A 17,437-nucleotide genomic window follows, 5' to 3' on the forward strand; every position below is an offset into this window, starting at 1 on the left:
GTGCTGGTCGCCGCCCAGGGTCCAGTGAGCGTATTTGACCTGGCGGAACAGCTGCACGTATCCGAGTCCACGATCGAGGCCGACCTGGGCAAGGCCCGGCCGCTGGTGGCCCAGTTCGGCCTACGTCTGGCCCGCGACCACGAGCGGCTGTCGCTTCAGGGAGAGGAGCCCGCGCAGCGCCGCCTCATGCGGCGCATCCTCACTGGGGCCGCCGTGCGCCGGCCCCAGTTCATCGACGTCGAAGAAGTCGCTCACCGTCTCCAGGAGCCGGAACTGCTCGGCTTCAAGAAGCAGCTGCGTGAGGTACTGGATGACTTTCAGCTTTCCATCAACGAGTGGACGGCCGACGAACTGGTCGCCCACATCGCCATCATGGTGGACCGGGTGCGACATGGGCGCTCCGTGGACGCTTCCCGCCTGACGCCCGATGACGCACTCGCCCCGGTGTCCCGTGCGGTGAGCGAACTGGTGGCGAGAGTCTTCGGGGTGCAGGTGCCGGAGCGGGAGGTCGCCTACCTGGCGCTCCTGCTGCTGACCAAGGCCGCCCCCGCCTATCCGGAGGAGACGTCCAGCCCGGAGGTCAGGGCCTTCCTCGACGAGCACTACCTGGCCATGGTCACCCGGATCGTTGCGAAGCTCAACAACAACTACCTGGTGGACTTGTCCGACGAGCGTTTCATCGCTTTTCTCGCCATGCATGTGCGCAGCCTGGTGCAGCGGGCCGCGCAGCATGGCTCGGCGCGGATTCCCGTGGGGCAGTCTGTGAAGAACACTCACCCGCTGGTACATGAGCTGGCCGTGTTCATCGCCCGGCATATTCAGCTGGAGACCGGTATCGAGGTCAGTGAGGACGAGATCGGCTTCATCGCCTTCCACGTGGGCGGGCGCCTGCTGTCCATGCATGCGCAGGACGACGAGGTTGCCGTCGCCGTCGTCGTCCCCCGCTACTACGATGTCCACGTCTCCCTGGCACACGCCGTGGAGGCCGCGGTGGCGGGAACCGGGCGCGTGGACCGGGTGATCACGGATGTCGAGGACGTCGGGCCCGACCTGTCTGCCGACCTGATTGTCACGACGGTGCCGCTGCCCCGTGCGCCCGATGTGCCGGTGATCCGGACGGGGCTGCTGCTCACGGACGCAGACCTGGAGCGGATTCGGGAGATGACGGCGAACATTGCTGCCGGCCACAAGCGCTTCAAGGCCGCCGCGTGGCTGACCACGGTGATGGAGCCGGAGTTGTTCACCCGGATCCCGGGCGGGCAGGATCGCGATACGGCCCTGGAAACCGCGGCGAGTCTGCTCGCCCGTGCCGGTGCTGTTGGCCCGGAGTTTCTCGATCAGGTCAAGGAGCGGGAGCGGTTATCGACCACGGCCTTCGCCTCCGGTGCCGCGATCCCGCACACGATCGAGATGACCGCCGCGCGCACCGCGATTGCCGTGTGCCTGGCCGACCGTCCCGTCGACTGGGGCGGCACGCCGGTCAAGCTCATCGCCATGCTGTGCCTGTCCGCTGACAGCCGGGACGCCTTCGGGGATGTGTTCGACGCCGTGATCAAGGCGCTGGTGGATCCCGCCAAGGTCGCCCGCCTGGCCGCGGCCGACTCCTACGACGCCTTCGTGGCCACCATGCTGGACATGCTCTGAGCCGGGCGGGGTGTTTGCCGTGGTCTGTTGTGTCGCGGGACAACCAGGCACGTCCCTGTCACTAGATGCACCACATTCGCGTGCCCGGATGCTCATCCTCCCTGCCAAAGCCGCGGATTCATGCGGCTGTGCTGTCGCGTCCCGAACCCGACCGAGTGGAAAGTGGTGCAATACGTGACAGCTGCGAGCGTCCTCGGGCATTCGCGCGCGTCTAGCGCCAGGAAATCACGCGCAACGAGGATGATGTCGGCGTCTCCACCCCATATCGACCGACCTCGGCACGTAAGATCGACCGACCTCGGTGAGGGGAGGGGCGGGGATGAACGGGGATGGGGGACAATAGGCGGCCTGATGAGTGACAACGAGCGACCAACCCGGCGCGCGGACCGCCCTGAAGCCGGCAGCAACAACGGCGATGGCAGGAGAGGGCGGCGTTCACGAGGGGCCCGCCGCGGGCGCGGCCGGCGCCAGTGGCGGGGCTTCACCCCCGAGCAGCTCGAGTCCCGCCGCGCCGCCGTCCCGGTGATCACCTACCCGGAGGAACTGCCCGTAAGCGCCCGCCGCGAGGAGATCGCCGCCGCCATTCGCGATAACCAGGTAGTGATCGTGGCCGGCGAGACCGGCTCCGGCAAGACCACCCAGCTGCCCAAGATCTGCCTCGAGCTCGGCCGCGGCATCACCGGCATGATCGGTCATACCCAGCCGCGCCGCATCGCCGCCCGCTCGGTGGCCGAACGCATCGCCTACGAGCTGTCCACCCCCATCGGCCCGGACGGCGTGGTCGGCTACCAGGTGCGCTTCACCGAGGAGACCGGCCCGGGCACACTGGTCAAGCTCATGACCGACGGCATCCTGCTGGCGGAGATCCAGTCCGACCCGCTGCTGCGCCGCTACGACACGATCATCGTGGATGAGGCGCACGAGCGCAGCCTCAACATCGACTTCATCCTCGGCTACCTGGCCCGGCTCCTCCCCCAGCGCCCGGACCTGAAGGTCATCATCACCTCCGCCACCATCGACTCCGAGCGCTTCGCCGCCCACTTCGGCCAGGCCGCGCCCGCCGCACAAGACCCTCCGCCCGCCGCGCAGGAGGCCCCACCCGCCGGAGGCGGCCGCGCCGACGCCGCCACCCGCCCCGACAGTTCCAGCCGCCCGGCGGGGCCCTCCCGATCACCGGCGCCGGTGATCGAGGTGTCCGGGCGCACCTACCCGGTGGAGATCCGCTACCGACCGCTCGTGCCGGACCCCGCGGACCCCGATGCTGCCGCCACCATCTCCGGCGCCCAGGACTCCTCCCCCGCCGCCCGGGGACGTCAGGGCACCGGAGCGGCGCAACCCGCACCAGAGACCGAGCGCGACCAGGTCACCGGCATCCTCGACGCCGTCGACGAGCTCATGGCGGCCGGCAGCGGCGACATCCTGGTCTTCCTGGCCGGTGAGCGGGACATTCGCGACACCGAGTCGGCCCTCATTGACCATCTGGGGCCGCGCTACACCCCGCACGGGCGCACCGCCACGCCCGGCGCGGTCGAGGTGGTGCCGCTGTTCTCCCGCCTGTCCGCCGCCGAGCAGCACCGCGTGTTCGAGGCGCACGCCTGCCGCCGCATCGTGCTGGCCACCAACGTGGCCGAGACCTCCCTGACCGTGCCCGGCATCCGCTACGTCATCGACCCCGGGCTGGCGCGCATATCCCGCTACTCCAACCGCACCAAGGTGCAGCGCCTGCCGATCGAGCCGATCAGTCGGGCCAGCGCCAACCAGCGCTCCGGGCGGTGCGGACGCGTCGCCGACGGCATCGCCATCCGCCTGTACTCCCAGACCGACTTCGAATCGCGCCCGGAGTACACCGAACCGGAGATCCTGCGCACCTCCCTGGCCTCGGTGATTCTGCAAATGGCCGCGCTCGGTCTGGGGGACGTGCAGGACTTTCCCTTCCTGGACGCCCCCGACTCCCGCGCCGTACGCGACGGCCTCCAGCTGCTGGGCGAGATCGGCGCCATCGAGACGGCCGGCGCCGGAACCGGACGGCGACGGCGGAGCGGCCGGGGCGGCAGCGTCGGCGGGCCACGTCTGACCGAAGTGGGCCGGCGCCTGGCCCGCCTGCCCATCGACCCGCGGCTGGGGCGCATGCTGCTTCAGGCCGGTGAGCTCGGCTGCGTCAGCGAGGTCATGGTGATCGTGGCTGCGCTGTCCATGCAGGACGTGCGCGAGCGCCCGGCCGACCACCAGGAGGCGGCCGACGCCCTGCACCGGCGCTTCGCCGAGCCGACCAGTGACTTCCTGACCTATCTGAACCTGTGGCGCTACCTGCGCACCCAGCAGCGCGACCTGTCCGGCTCCGCCTTCCGGCGCATGTGCCGGGCCGAGTTCCTCCACTACCTGCGGGTGCGCGAGTGGCAGGACGTGTACAACCAGCTGCGGCAGCTCGCCCGCCCGCTGGGGCTCGCCGCCGCCCCCGTGGACCTGCCCACCGCGAGCGCCGTGCGCGCGGCCGCCGCCGGCCTGGAGCCGGGCACGCAGGCGGCAACCATCGCCCACGGGGACGTGGCGGCCGCCGTCGTCGCCCTGGGGCGCAGTGCGGACACGCCCAGCGCCGACGCCATCCACCGCTCCCTGCTGGTGGGACTGCTTTCCAACGTGGGTACCTGGGATGAGCGCCGCCGCGAGTATGCGGGCGCGCGCGGCAGCCACTTCGTGATCTGGCCGGGCTCGGGGCTGCGGCGCAAGAGCTACGACTGGGTGATGACGGCGGAGCTGGTGGAGACCTCCCGCTTGTTCGCGCGCACCGTCGCCAAGGTGGACGCCCGCTGGATCGAGGAGGCGGCCGGGGCGGCTGGGCTGCTGCACCGCGTGTACGGGGAGCCGTACTGGTCCACGCGCCGCGGCGCCGCGATGGTGCACGAGAAGCTGCTGCTGTACGGGATGACGCTGGTGGCCGACCGCCCTGCCACGCTCGCCTCGGTGGGTACGGCCGATGCGCGCGAGTTGGCGCGGGAGATGTTCATCCGCTCCGGGCTGGTGGAGGGCGGCTGGCACGCCCGGCACGGGTTCGTGGAGCGTAACCGGGCGCTGCTGGAGGAGCTGGCCGACGTCGAGCAGCGACGCCGGGAGCACGGGCTGCTGGCCGGCGACGAGGCCCTGTTCGACTTCTACGACGACCGCCTACCCGACGACGTCTACGGCGCGAACGACTTCGACGCCTGGTGGAAGCGGGAGCGCCACAACCGTCCCGACCTGTTCGACTTCACCCGCGAGCTGCTGCTGCCCGGCGGGGACGACACCACCGGCTACCCCGACACCTGGGCGCAGGGGGATCTCACCCTCGGCCTGGAGTACGTCTTCGAGCCGGGTGCCCCAAATGACGGGGTGAGCGTGCTGGTTCCGGTGGAGGTGCTGGGGCGCCTGGAGCCGTCGGGCTTTGACTGGCTGGTTCCCGGGCTGCGGCCCGAGCTGGTGGTGGACACCATCCGCGCCCTGCCCAAGCGGGTGCGTCGTGCGCTGGTGCCCGCGCCCGACGTCGGGGCGCAGGTGTGGGAGGCGATCCGCCGGGAGGTGACTGGTGCGGCCGGGGGCGCGGGGGCGCCGTCGGCGCCGCAGGTACCCTTCCGCGAGGCCTTCGCGGATGCGGTGCTGCGGTTGCGGCAAGTGGAGATCACCGAGGCCGACTGGGAGGAGGCCGCCGAGCGGCTGCCCGACCACCTGCGCATGGCCTTCGTGGCGGTGGACGGCGCTGGCCGGGAGCTGGATCGGGACAAGGACCTGGTGTTGTTGCAGCGCCGTCAGGCGGGCCGCACCGAGGCGGCTGTGCGCGACGCCGTACACGGGGCGATCGCGCAGGCCATGGCTGATGCGCAGCGGACGCAGGGGCGACGCCGAGGCGGGCGTGGCAAGCGGCGCGGCGCGGGCACGGTCGCGCCGGGAAGCGCCCGGGGCGGCGTCGGCGGTCACGCCACGGGAGCGTCGAGCGGTGGTGCGAAGGGGATGCGCGGCGTCGGGCCGGGCCTGGCCGAGCGCGCGGGGCTGACGGACTGGCCCAAGGGCGTCACCGGCCTGGAGGGCCCGGATCGCTCCACCATTCCGGCCACAATTGAGACCCCGGGCACGGCAGGGCTGGTGGTGCGCGGCTACCCGGCCCTGGTGGCGACCGGGGTGCGCCGCGCGGATCTGCGGATCCTGCCCGACGCCGTCGCCCAGGAGCGCGCGCACGGCGCGGGGGTGACGGCGCTGGCGCTGGCCCGCACCGCCCTGCCCACGGCCCGCATCACCTCCCGGTGGAACCCCACGGAGACGCTGACGCTCGCGGCAAGCCCCTACCGGAGCACCGAGGCGCTGGTGGAGGACATGCAGCTGGCAGCCGCCCGGGTGGTTGCCGGTCGGTGGGCTGCCGCGCGGCGCACCTCCCTGGCGGGCGTGCGGGAGCAGGTCGTGTTTGAGGAGCTGGTGGCCGTCTTGCGGCAGGAGCTGGAGGATGAGGTCTACCGCGTAGCGCAGATCGCCGCCAAGACACTGGCCGCCCAGCGGGAGGTGGAGCGGGAGGTGTCGGCCCACACCTCGCTAGCGCTGCTGAATACGCTGCAGCAGGTGCGCGAGCATGCGGCGGCGCTGGTGAAGGACGGTTTCATCGCCGCCACCCCGCCGGAGCAGCTCCCGCACCTGCCCCGGTACTTAAGAGCGCTGGCGATGCGGGTGTCCAAGGCGGAGTCCTCCCCCAGCCAGGATGCGGCACTCGCCTACCAGGTAGAGCAGGCCGAGCAGCTTTTATCCGATGCCCGGGCCCGGGCCGCGGCGCTTCCGGCGGACCCCGAGCGGGAGGCCGCGCTGGTCGAGGCGCGCTGGCTGATCGAGGAGTTGCGCGTGAGCCTGTTCGCACAGACGCTCGGCACCGCCCGCAAGGTGAGCGTGCAGCGCATCAGCAAGCTGCTGGCGAAGATATGAGCGGAGCCGGTCCCGCGGGGCCCGCGCATGTGGGGCCCGTGCAGATGTCTGCACGGCGGTCTCGCCTATGACCAGTTCACGTGTTCAGTCGGCATTGATCGCGTCTATGGCGGCATTTCCTGACCGCCTGAATAGCCCCGCCTCTAGTTAGCACTGATCGCGTCTATGGCGGTCTTGGCGGTCTTCAGGTCGGCCCCGGTGCGTTCGCGGTAGGCCTTGATCGCCATAAGCAGCCGACCAGAGGTCACCAACTCGATCTCGTCCGGGTTCGGTGGCGGGAAAGAGGAGGCAGGCCCGGCGGCTGGGGAGGCGACGGCCGGGGCGCGGCCCGCCGCGAGTTCAGCGGACGCCGCGTCAATCGCGGTCTTGGCGGCCTTCAGGCCCAGTCCGGTCCGCTCGCGGTAGGCCTTGATCGCCGCTATCGGCTGACCACTGGTGATGAGATCCAGTTCCTCGGCTGAGACTTCGGCCGCCCCGATGCCGGTATCCGCCCCGGCGGGCATGCTCGCAGCGGCGGTGTTGCCCCTGACTGCGTCGACGATGGGCGCGGGCGCCGACGTGGCCTTGGACTTATCGCGTCCGAAGAGCCAGGAGAACAGGCCGGTACGTGGAGCGTCACTCATAGCAGCGCAGCCTAGATTATGCGGGTCGCCGTCGGCGCGGATTCTGCCGGACAGGCGCCTGGAGTGTCCTAAACGATGACAAACGAGGTAGGCGGGCGTCGACGTCCGCGAAAAAACCTTGGAATCATGCGGGTGCCAGATCAGGCCCGGAGTGCAGGGCGGGTGTTTGTCATCAATTTTGACAACTAACGAGCATCACCGCACCCCCGCGGGGCTTCTGCCGCGCGTTGAGGCACACCACCACGCGGCACTCACCCGGCAACCGCCACAGTCCATGGCCCCGCTGATGCTGAGCGATCACGAGCCCGGCCGTCGAAGTGAGTACCGCTGCCGTCGCCAGCACCACGGAGACGATGATGAACGCACTCACCGTGTGGGCGGCATCGGTCATGTCGCTGCGGATGGGAACGCCCCACTGGTTGACGCCGGTGGCCGCGGACGCAGACAACAGCGAGCCGCGCATGACCATGAATTGGCCGGATACGCACGCCCCGGCCACAACCGCGACCACGCAGGCCCAGGTCTAGGAGGAGGCGTGACGCCGCAGGTCGGCTAGCAGTAGGTGCATCATTGCGTCGCGCCCGCCCCTCGAGTGTGCAGAACGGCTCGGCCAACGGCGTCACCGCCCGGTATCACAGCCATGAGGCGACCCGCTGCCGCTCCCCGCCGCTGAGTTCGTGGGGCAGGTGGCGGTCCTGGCCGGTTACCCCCAGTCGTTCCAGGGCCGCATCGACGGCGGCAACGTCCGCCCGACGCCGCCCGGGCAGCGTGATTACGCGCCGGAGTGCGGTGATGTCGATCGCCGGGGTCTAGTGCCGGGCTGCTGAGATGTCGGCTAGTGGGGCGCCTGCGGGACCGCCCGCTGTCCGCGCCGCCATCGACCTGCGTGCCGCTTATCCAGGGCTGCCCGTTGTTGTCCTGTCCGCCTACGTGGCTGGGCCGTACTTGCGTTAGCTGCTGGATGGATGGCCCCGATGCCGGTGCGGGTGGTGCCGGCTACCTGCTCAAGGAACGCGTCGGCCGGGTCGCGACTTCATGCGGAGCCTGGACGTGGTGGCGGCCGACGGGGTGGTGGTCGACCCGGAGGTGCTGTCCCGGCTCATGCGTGCGGGCTCGTCCCTGGAGCTCACTGACCGTGGTGACCCCGAGCCCGCGCAGGGGGACGCGCACGCCGCCGCTGGACGGCGCGCAGGGCGCCGTCACAGGACCGCGGACACCAGCCGGCACACGTTGTCGATGTAGCGCCGCCACCATGGCTCCTTGGCCCACTCCTCAACGGTCAGCTCGGTGGACACACGGCGGTAGTAGGCGTCATTGGCGCGCAGCAGGGCATCCAGGTCGCCGCCAAAGGCGAGCAGCATCATCTCGTAGTTCAGGGCGAAGGAGCGGAAGTCCATGTTGGCGCTGCCGATGACGCCGACCTCGCCGTCGACCGTCATGTACTTGGCGTGCAGGACGGTTGGGGCAGGGTAGCGGTAGATGCGCACGCCGGCAGCGAGCAGTGCCCCGTAGTAGGAGCGCTGAGCATGGTTGACGATGAGGTGGTCGGACTCCTTGCCGACGAACAGCTCCACGTCCACCCCCCGGTAGGCCGCCGTGGTCATGGCAGCCAGCAGCGCCTCGTCGGGGATGAAGTAGGGACTGGTGATGGATACGCGCCGGGTGGCGTTCTGTATCAGGGACAGGAACATGCGCAGATTGGGCTCGGTGGGGTAGCCGGGTCCGGAGGGCACCAATTGCATGGCGTTGACAACCGCCTCGGGGCGTCCCGGCTGCGGAGAGGGGGTACCTACCGGGGGGCGGCGCTCCAGCACCTCGGTCACGTCCGGCGCGCCCGGAAGCGCGTCCTGCACCTGTAGCACCTCGCCGGATTCGAAGAACCAGTCCATGGCGAAGACCGTCTCCGCCTCCACCACGATGTCCCCCGTTACCTCCACAGACAGATCCGCCCAGGTCCGTCCCGCACGAATGTTGGAGCGCAGCCGGTAAGTGGGGTCGATGATGTTGTGCGAGCCGATGAAGGCGCGCTCACCGTCAACGGTGAGAACCTTGCGGTGGTTGCGCAGGTCGGGACGCCGGAAGCGGCGTTTGTGCGGCAGCAGCGGCATCATCAGGCGCCATTTGATCCCGGCCTCGGACAGCCGCCTGCCGAAGTCCTTCCAGCCGGGGTACTTCCGTGAGCCGAGGTGGTCCACCAGCAGCCGCACGGTCACTCCGCGGGCGGCGGCACGGGCGAGCGCGGAGTAGAAGACGTCGGTGACCTCATCCCAGCTCTGGATGTAGAACTCCACGTGGACGTGATTCTGGGCGGTGTCGATCAGACGGGCCATGGCCGCGTAGGTCTCCGCCGAGTCTGAGTGCAGGGCCACGACCTCACCAGTGACGCAGGGTAGGCCGGTGAGCTTGCGGTTCATGCGCAGCACCGAGCCGAGGTGGGGTGAGGGGCGCGCGCCGGCCGGAGCGTCGGGCATGCCCGCAGTGAACTCATTGACCGCCGTATTGGCCTCCAGCTGCTGCTGGTAGCGCTTGCCGTGCACCCAGGGGCTGCCCAGGAACACGTACAGCGGCAGGCCCACAACAGGCAGTAGGAAGATCAGCAGCAGCCAGGCAGTGGACGACGACGGGCGGCGGTTCTCCGGGACAGTTCCCAGCGCCGCGAACTTGATCACGTACTCCAGGACGACCCACGCAGTCGTCAGTACTGGGTGCCACTCCATATCAGTAATCCTCACACGTCGCCGTAACCCGGCGCATCGGCGCGCCTGGTGCCGGGCGCGCCTGAGACGGACGCGCGCAGCGTGTCACTGCGCAGTCGATGGCGTCGGGTCTCCGAAGAGCGCGCGGTAGTAGCCGTAGAAGTTCCAGTTTCCCCAGCTGGTGCAGTCATCACCGCCGGAGGCGGCGGCTGCGTTGGCCAGGTAGGGCGTGTAGTTGTACAGGCCCGCAGTCGCCTGATTGGCAGCGGTCAGCTCACCAGTTCCGCACTGTGCGTCGGGCGAATACGCGAGCTGCGTCGTCGTACCCGCAACCACCTCGAATCGGTGGGGATCGAGCCGGTAGGTCTGGAACTGGGAGGCGGCACCGTATACCTGGCGGAAGAACCCCGCGTACTCGGAGTCGCACTCCTGCCCGTCGGGGCAGGCGTAGCCGGTAGCCGCCTCGTAGCGGCGGGCGGTCAGGCCCGAACCGGACGCGGTCAGCAGCCCCTGCTCCTTATGCAGCAGCACTAGCAGTACGCGCGGGTTGATGTCGCAGGAGTCAGCCACCTGGGAGATGATCTCGGCCGCCGTCTGCCCCTTCGCGGCGGTGTACCCGCCGGGGCAGGCGGTGGTGGCCTCGCGGTCCTCGGTGTCGAAAGTGGCGTCCGCCAGGCAGGGGGTGCCGTCTGCTCCGGTCTGGCAGCCCTCGTTCGCCGCGGTGATGAATGCGGCGATCTCGGCGCTGGTCATGGTGGTCGAGTCGTAGAAGACGTCGTCGTCGATGATGAGGCCCGCGTCAAAGCCGGTCATGTCACGCGTGATGGGAGCGGGCTCGGTGGGGGCGGCGGGCAGTGACGGAGACGGCGGGGTGTCAAGGGCATTCATGACCAGTAGGCCAAGCAGCAGCGTGATCAGGAATGAGCTGAGGAAGATGCCTACGGAACCGATGCGGCGGGGCTTGCGCCGCCCGCGGGTTCTACCGGGACGAGGCGTGCGGGCGGAGCGCCCCCCGGCGCGAGCCGCATCGGCCAGCCGCGTGCCGCGAGCGGATGCGGGCGCGCGCCGCCGGTCCGATGCCGCCCGGTGGCCGGAGGAGGTGCGGCGCGGTGCGCCTTGCGGTGAGCGGCGCGTCGGTCGGTCGGCGGAGCGTGACATCGAAGTAATGCTGCCACAGCCTTTGCGGATGACGCAGTGACCCGCCCACGGTTGCCGCAGCGCCGGAGCTCACATGGCGGGGCGCCGGTCCTGGCAGTCGATCGTCTACGCTCATCGCATGAATCTGTCCGAGGTGCTCCCGCTGGCCCGGCTGCTCATGGCCGAGCACGGGGTGGGCGACTGGTCGGTTTCCCTGGACCGGGCACGACGGCGCGCCGGCCTAACCGACCACTCCCGTCGGCGCATCACCCTGTCCCGGCAGCTGATGGCACTGTATGACGAGGCAGAGGTACGTGAGACGGTGCTGCACGAGATCGCCCACGCCCGCGTGGGAGCCGCCCACGGGCACGACGCCGTCTGGCGCGCAGAGGCCCGCAGGATCGGCGCCAGTGGCCGGCGGCTGGTCAGCGAGCGGGCGCCGCGCGTGCCGGGCCGCTGGGTCGGTACCTGTCCTGCCGGTCACACCGTTGACCGGATGCGCCGCCCGGCGCTGCCCTGCTCGTGCTCCCGCTGCGCTCGCGGCTTCAGCGCAGCCCACCTGCTGGCCTGGTCCTACGACGGCGTGCCCGTAAGCCCGCAGGAGATCAGTCCGGGATACGCTCGGGCCCTGGCGCGTCTGGAGAGTATGCGGGGTTGAGCCGTTCCTCCCAGGTGACGACGCCGAATCCTCCACGGGGATGAGCCCCAGGTGGACTTGGTGCCGCAGAATCGCGCAGGCAGGACCTGTCCGGCCTGTTTCCGCCCGCGAGTTTCAGGAGTGAACCGATGATTGTCACCACCACCCCCACCGTTGAGGGCTACCCCGTCACCCAGTACCTGCGCGTCGTATGCGGAGAGACGATTGCGGGCGTGAACATGTTCAAGGACTTTGCCGCCGGTATCCGTAACGTGGTGGGCGGCCGTTCCCAGGCCTATGAGAACGAGTTGATTCAGGCCCGGGAGACGGCGCTGGCGGAGATGGTGCAGCGCGCGCAGGAGCTCGGCGCGGAGGGCGTGGTAGGGGTGGACATCGACTACGAGGCCCTCGGCAGTGACAACGGCATGCTGATGGTGACCGCCTCCGGCACCGCGGTGCGCTTCTCCCGCCCCCAGTAAGGCCCCGGTAGGCGGGCGGTCTTCGACGCCGACCACCCCTGCACCAGTGCCGTGACTAGCGGTGGAGGGAGCGGGCGGCGCTGATCACGACCGCGGCTGCCCGCCCACGGTGGATTCGCGTACCACCAGCCGCGGCGGGAAGGTTATGTGCCTTACCGCGGGGTCGTGGGACAGTAGCAGGTCGGCCGCGGCCGCCCCCATCTCCCGCATAGGCTGACGCACGCTGGTCAGCGGGGTGATGAGTTCCGCGGCAACAGAGATGTCGTCATACCCGACGATGGCGACGTCGTCTGGAATGCTCAGGCCGCGGCGACGGACTTCCCGCATGGCGCCGATGGCCAGCTGGTCGTTGGCGCACAGCAGCGCCGTCGGCGGCGTCTGCCCATCCAGCAAGGTGGCCGCCCCGACTGCGCCCGCATCCGCCGTGAATCCCTGGCCACCGCTGACGGCCTCGATTTCAGTTAGCGCTTCAGCCGGGTCCAGGCCCGCCCCGGCCAGCGCGGCGATGACGCCGTCGCGCCGGTCGACGGCCTGCCGCACCGTCAGTGGGCCGTTGACGAACCCGATGCGGCGGTGTCCTAGCTCGATCAGGTGAGCCGCTGCCGCGCGAGCGCCGGCGACGTCGTCCCCGGACACGGTGGACAGCTCGGCGGAGATCGGCGGGTGATCCATGAGCACTACCCGGATGCCGCGGCCGGCCAGAACGGCGAGGTTGTCGAGGGTGGAGGCCGAGGGGGTGACGATCACACCGTGGACGTCCATGCCGGCCAGCAGGCTCATGAGCTGATGCTCGCGCTCGGGGTCGGAGTCGGTGGAGCCGAGCATTGGCACGCGGCCGTCCGCGCGCAGCCGGTCCTCAATGCCACGGGCAGCCTCGGTGAAGAAGGGGTTGGAGATGTCGTGGACAAGCACGCCCACCAGTGAGGAACCTCCGTGGCGCAGGCGACGCGCGGTTTCAGAGCGCACGAAGCCGAGCTCGTTGATAGCGGCGCGCACACGGTCGATCGTTGGCTGGGCGACGCGCTCGGGATGGTTCAGGACATGAGAGACGGTGCCTACCGAGACTCCCGCCCGTTCGGCGACGTCACGCACCGAGGGACGTGCCATGCTCGCTCCTTCTGCTACCGGGGACGTCCGAGCCGTCCCGCTGCTCGCTGCCAGGTGTGATCGCGGCCGCGCGGCTCAGTCGCGGCCATGAGTCATCTTTCCAGGTTGTCGGCACGGACGCCGCAGGTAAGGCCCAGTCGTCGCCAGCCGGCGCCCGAGGAGCACGTCGCCAATAGACAGCGAACCAACCGTATAATCAGTTCCCGACTGATTGGAGTTCAAAGATGACCGCCAGTAACACCCCTGAGTCCCGACCCAAGACGCTCGTCGTCCACTACTCCGCCCACGGGCACACCCGGCGCGTGGCGGAGACCCTCACGCGGGCGCTCGGAGCCGACGCCTTCGTGCTGACTCCCGCCGAGCCCTACTCCGAGCCGGATCTGGACTACAACGATCCGCGCAGCCGGGTCTCGCGGGAGCACGTTGATCGGAGCCTGCGGCATGTGCCGCTGGTGCAGGACGCCCCCGACGGCTTCACCGACTACGACACCGTGCTGGTCGGATACCCCATATGGTGGGGCGAGGCCTCCTGGGTTTTGGGCGACTTCGTACGGAATAACGACTTCACCGGCAAGATCGTGGTGCCGTTCTGCACGTCCTTCTCCTCGCCAGTAGGCGCCAGCGCACGCGACCTCGCCGCTCTGGCCGGCACGGGTGACTGGAAGCCGGGGACCCGCCTGGAGGTGAGCACCAGCGCCGACGGCGTGCGCCGCTGGCTGGAGGGGCTCGGGGTCGCGGCATAAGGCTCCAGCGAGTCCCGACGGCGTCAGACGTTGCCCGGGCCGCTAGGCCGACGTCCCGTCCGATCGGCGTCGGCGGGTAGTCGCCCGCCTGTGCCAGCGTGCGGCTGGCGGCCACACTTGCAGTATCGTGACACGGGCGTGATGTGTGGGGTAGGTTGAGGCCGTTGTTGCGTGGGCGGCGCACCGCCCGCGCGTGCTCCTGTCCGGTACGCCCCGAGAGCCGAGGCCCCTTTAATGCCGCACTCCCCCACCCATGATGCAGACGACGTTGACGTCCGCATGGTCCCCAACAGGAAGCTGGAGGCGATCCAGGAAATCAAGTCCTACGCGGTGGGGTCACGCCACCGCCTGGACGCCCAGGAATTCACCTCCACCACGGACTCCGCCACCCACAACAGCGAGACCTTCGACGCCGGGCTGAGCGATGAGGTGTGGACCTCACCGGTGGCCGATGACTACCGCACCAAGATCGATGCGGCCGACTCCGGCGCCTACGACGCGATCGGTGACATCGTCTCGGACCTGACCGACGCGGAGAACGCCTTCTACGACGCCGGGCTGGACGTGGTTCCCGAGGACTCCGCCCTGGCCGTCTGGCCCAGTTCCTAGTACCTCCCGCCCCCCGCGCCTGTGAACCGCCCGCGAAGCAAGGAGCCGCAGCCCCATGGCCTTCATCAAGATCGACACTGACAAGATGCAAACCGTCGTCGACAACCTGGAAGACCGCGCCAAAGCGATCGACTACGAGCGCAGCAGCATCAACCAGACCAGCGCCTACTACCACGACCCGGTCCAGTCCGTGGCCGACGCGACCGAGTCCCTGCCCGGCTTCCTAATACCGGGACCCGGATCGGGAACCCTGGCAGCCTACGCATCAGCCATGCGCGATCTGGCCGACCAGCTGCGCTCGCGCCGCCAGGAGGCCATCGACATAAACGAGTCCGGCATCACCATGACCAACCCCGACGGCACCCTGTCCTACTACCTGCCCGACCCACCACCAGGCACCACCGACGAGGCCGCCTACTGGCGCAACACTGACACCGTGGCCAACGTCCACGCCTACAACACTGGCTCAGTCGAAACAGCCAAAGCCGAGGCCACAGAGCTCCAAGAAGCACTCGCCAACGGCACCTCCTCCCAAGGCCGCACCCCCGAACAAATCCTCGACCAAATCAACAAGCACCAAGACATCCCGATCTATGGGGCGGCGTTCGTCGACGCGCTGGGCACCGAGGAGTACCTGCAGCTCGTCTACGCGTTAGACGGGCATTATCAGGTCGGCTATGACGGGGACGATGGTGGCGAGCGGTTCACCAAGTCGTTGGAGACTCTCGCGCACATCCTGGCCGCCGCCAGCCAGGATCAGGCCGGTGGGGCGGGGCTCGCTGCCGACTTCGCCAACGCCGTCGATCCGACGGTCATTCAGCCGCAGCTTGAGAACCCGATGACGGCCCTCAATGCGCTGTTGTCAGTACCGGATACCGCGTACGGTACAGGGTTTCTTGGTGTGCTCGCGGACAATCTTGAGGACATCGACCCGGCCTCGGTCCCCTTCGCCGGTGCGCCGCCGTTCGTGAATGGTGAGTTCTATACGGCGGACCCGTTGGCCGGCGTGCTGACCGCCATGGGTTCCAACTCCGAGGCCTCCTTGAACTATCTCACCAGCGATGGCACAAATGACGCCGAGATCGAGAAGCGTTGGGAGATGCTCAGGCAGCGCGACTGGGACTTCCACGGTGGTACCGGGCTGGACGGGTTGAGCGCGGCCACGGCCGCTGCCTCCGCCTACCGGGGCGCTGACGGCGACCCCAACGCGCCGGCCGACGCGGCCGAGCGCGCCACCTGGATGACCGCGCAGGCCATCCCCTTCTTCGTCAACGACGTTGAGGAAGCAGATTTCACCGCCACCATGAAACAGAACCTCGCGGTTCTGCTCGGCAACAGCCCCAAAGAACTCGCAGGCCTGGCCAAAGACGGCTCTCTGGAAACCGATCAGCGCTATGGGTTGTCTGGCCTAGTCACCGATGCGGAGTTCGAGACCTTGCTGTACCGCATCATCGATGACGAGAACGCAACCGGCACCCTGGCCGCTGCCATGGGCCAGTACCACCACAGCAGAATCGACTCCGAAATGTCCACATCCACGGATCCCGGAACGACCCTTGCCGTACAGTACAAGGATGCAGCCGCAACCATGGGCTATCTTGATGGCATTGCCGAGCTACGTGCAGGTGACAACAGCGCCGCGCGGGCCAACACCAAGTCCAATATGGGAACCGCACTGAGCGTGTTCTCTACGGTACTGGGCGCCGGGGTCGGCGCAATGACCGGAGGGACCAGTCTGGCGGTAGCTGGCCCGCTGCTGTACAGCACCGGCTCACCGTCGCCAGACCCATTATCGTTGACCAGCTAACCAAGGATTGGAACACTCCGGACACTGTCGATGCAGCCGATATCGACACGGTACTGCGAGCCCAGGCCTATGTTGATGCCGCGAACTACGGCCTGCTCAGCGACGCCACCATGGAGGCGGCCGCCACCGGCAACAACGGAGGGCCATTCTCCTTCTACACCGAGGCCGACGGGCAACCCACCATCACCGCACCCGACCCCATGACACCACAAGCCGCCCACGAATACATAAACTGGGAAGACCTGGTCCACGACTCCGTCATGGACAGTCTTGACGTCAATATCGAAGCGGGTGATCAAACAGGCTGCAAGCAGGGCCATGGCGCAAAGGTCATCAAATGAGCCAGCAGAACACGTAGGCGTTATGAGGAACTCTCTTATTATGCGATCCGAAGCAAGCACACCCCGCCCCAGGCGCCGTCTGCCGGCTGCACTGATAACGCTACTACTGGCATGCGCGCCTTTGGTGGCGTGCGCGCATTATTTCGGAAGCGAACTGGACATTCCTGGTCTTGATCCAGGCACCGCAAGCAGTGACCAGACCAACGCTAGGGCCGCTTTGGACTACCTCACTCCCGATGGCGAGACCAGCGACGGGAAGTGGATGCCGGGTGAACAGACCCAACAGCGGTGGGAGGCGCTCGAAGAAGGCCACTGGAACTCCACCGCCCTGGAGGAACTCACTGCTGCCATGGCCGCAGTCTCAACCATGCGCACCGACCAAGACGAGCAAACCGCCGCAAAGGCCACGTGGATAGTCGCCAAATCAATGGAGTTCGCTGTCGGCCAGGTACCCCTTAAGGACTACACCAGCACCATGAAGCAGAACCTCGCCGCCCTGCTCGCCAACAGCCCGAAGGAACTAGCCGGCTTGGCCAGCGGCGATTCCTTGGACGCTAGTCCACCGGGCTATGACCTGTCCGGCCTGGTCACTGACACGCAGTTCGAGACCGTCCTGTACCGCGTCATCGACGATGAGAACGCCGCCGACACACTGGTGACCACGATGCTCCAATACCAC

Annotated in this window: 15 protein-coding genes; 10 read left to right on the forward strand and 5 right to left on the reverse strand. The window is 68.6% G+C overall.

Annotated features, from left to right (window positions below; translation table 11 throughout):
- The coding region (locus GZ997_RS10050) for a PTS sugar transporter subunit IIA (protein ID WP_203234184.1) at positions 1-1,644 on the forward strand (1,644 nt) is incomplete at its 5' end.
- A gap of 351 nt (positions 1,645-1,995) precedes the next feature.
- Complete coding sequence (gene hrpA / locus GZ997_RS10055) at positions 1,996-6,579, forward strand: ATP-dependent RNA helicase HrpA (protein WP_162679789.1); 4,584 nt, start codon at positions 1,996-1,998, stop codon at positions 6,577-6,579.
- A 143-nt stretch (positions 6,580-6,722) separates the two neighbouring features.
- Here the strand turns inward: hrpA and GZ997_RS10060 are convergent, their stop codons facing one another.
- A complete protein-coding gene (locus GZ997_RS10060; protein WP_162679790.1) occupies positions 6,723-7,202 on the reverse strand; it encodes a hypothetical protein in 480 nt (159 codons plus the stop codon).
- Positions 7,203-7,374: 172 nt separating this feature from the next.
- Positions 7,375-7,713 (reverse strand): hypothetical protein, encoded by a 339-nt coding sequence (locus GZ997_RS10065; RefSeq protein ID WP_203234185.1) that lies wholly within the window; start codon positions 7,711-7,713, stop codon positions 7,375-7,377.
- A gap of 524 nt (positions 7,714-8,237) precedes the next feature.
- On the opposite strand from GZ997_RS10065, the gene GZ997_RS12830 reads away from it, so the two are divergent.
- A complete protein-coding gene (locus GZ997_RS12830; protein ID WP_237564261.1) occupies positions 8,238-8,444 on the forward strand; it encodes a hypothetical protein in 207 nt (68 codons plus the stop codon).
- On the opposite strand, the gene cls is transcribed toward GZ997_RS12830, so the two are convergent.
- Positions 8,402-9,919 (reverse strand): cardiolipin synthase, encoded by a 1,518-nt coding sequence (gene cls, locus GZ997_RS10075; protein ID WP_161923533.1) that lies wholly within the window; start codon positions 9,917-9,919, stop codon positions 8,402-8,404. The two genes, GZ997_RS12830 and cls, sit on opposite strands and share 43 nt — an antisense overlap.
- An 84-nt stretch (positions 9,920-10,003) precedes the next feature.
- Positions 10,004-11,056, reverse strand: a complete 1,053-nt coding sequence (locus GZ997_RS10080; RefSeq protein WP_203234186.1) for a hypothetical protein — start codon at positions 11,054-11,056, stop codon at positions 10,004-10,006.
- Between the two features lie 118 nt (positions 11,057-11,174).
- Here GZ997_RS10080 and GZ997_RS10085 point away from each other — a divergent pair, with 118 nt between their 5' ends.
- Positions 11,175-11,693 (forward strand): SprT-like domain-containing protein, encoded by a 519-nt coding sequence (locus tag GZ997_RS10085; protein ID WP_161923532.1) that lies wholly within the window; start codon positions 11,175-11,177, stop codon positions 11,691-11,693.
- 128 nt (positions 11,694-11,821) lie between these two features.
- The gene (locus GZ997_RS10090) at positions 11,822-12,151 is read left to right on the forward strand and encodes a putative heavy metal-binding protein (protein WP_161923531.1); all 330 of its coding nucleotides are present in this window, start codon (positions 11,822-11,824) and stop codon (positions 12,149-12,151) included.
- A gap of 84 nt (positions 12,152-12,235) precedes the next feature.
- Here GZ997_RS10090 and GZ997_RS10095 read toward each other — a convergent pair whose 3' ends face one another.
- Complete coding sequence (locus tag GZ997_RS10095) at positions 12,236-13,258, reverse strand: LacI family DNA-binding transcriptional regulator (RefSeq protein WP_162679792.1); 1,023 nt, start codon at positions 13,256-13,258, stop codon at positions 12,236-12,238.
- Positions 13,259-13,482: 224 nt separating this feature from the next.
- Here GZ997_RS10095 and GZ997_RS10100 point away from each other — a divergent pair, with 224 nt between their 5' ends.
- From GZ997_RS10100 to GZ997_RS10120, 5 genes are all read left to right on the forward strand, one after another.
- Positions 13,483-14,001 (forward strand): flavodoxin, encoded by a 519-nt coding sequence (locus GZ997_RS10100; RefSeq protein ID WP_162679793.1) that lies wholly within the window; start codon positions 13,483-13,485, stop codon positions 13,999-14,001.
- Positions 14,002-14,235: 234 nt separating this feature from the next.
- Entirely contained in the window at positions 14,236-14,610 is a 375-nt protein-coding gene (locus tag GZ997_RS10105; RefSeq protein WP_162679794.1) for a hypothetical protein, read from the forward strand.
- A gap of 55 nt (positions 14,611-14,665) precedes the next feature.
- Entirely contained in the window at positions 14,666-16,417 is a 1,752-nt protein-coding gene (locus GZ997_RS10110) for a DUF6571 family protein (RefSeq protein WP_162679795.1), read from the forward strand.
- A gap of 110 nt (positions 16,418-16,527) precedes the next feature.
- Positions 16,528-16,758 (forward strand): hypothetical protein, encoded by a 231-nt coding sequence (locus GZ997_RS10115; RefSeq protein WP_162679796.1) that lies wholly within the window; start codon positions 16,528-16,530, stop codon positions 16,756-16,758.
- Positions 16,759-16,798: 40 nt separating this feature from the next.
- Positions 16,799-17,437: DUF6571 family protein (locus GZ997_RS10120; protein WP_343212323.1), on the forward strand; the 639-nt coding region annotated here is incomplete at its 3' end.

The sequence above is a fragment of the Actinomyces sp. 565 genome (assembly GCF_010365615.1).
Lineage (GTDB): Bacteria > Actinomycetota > Actinomycetes > Actinomycetales > Actinomycetaceae > Actinomyces.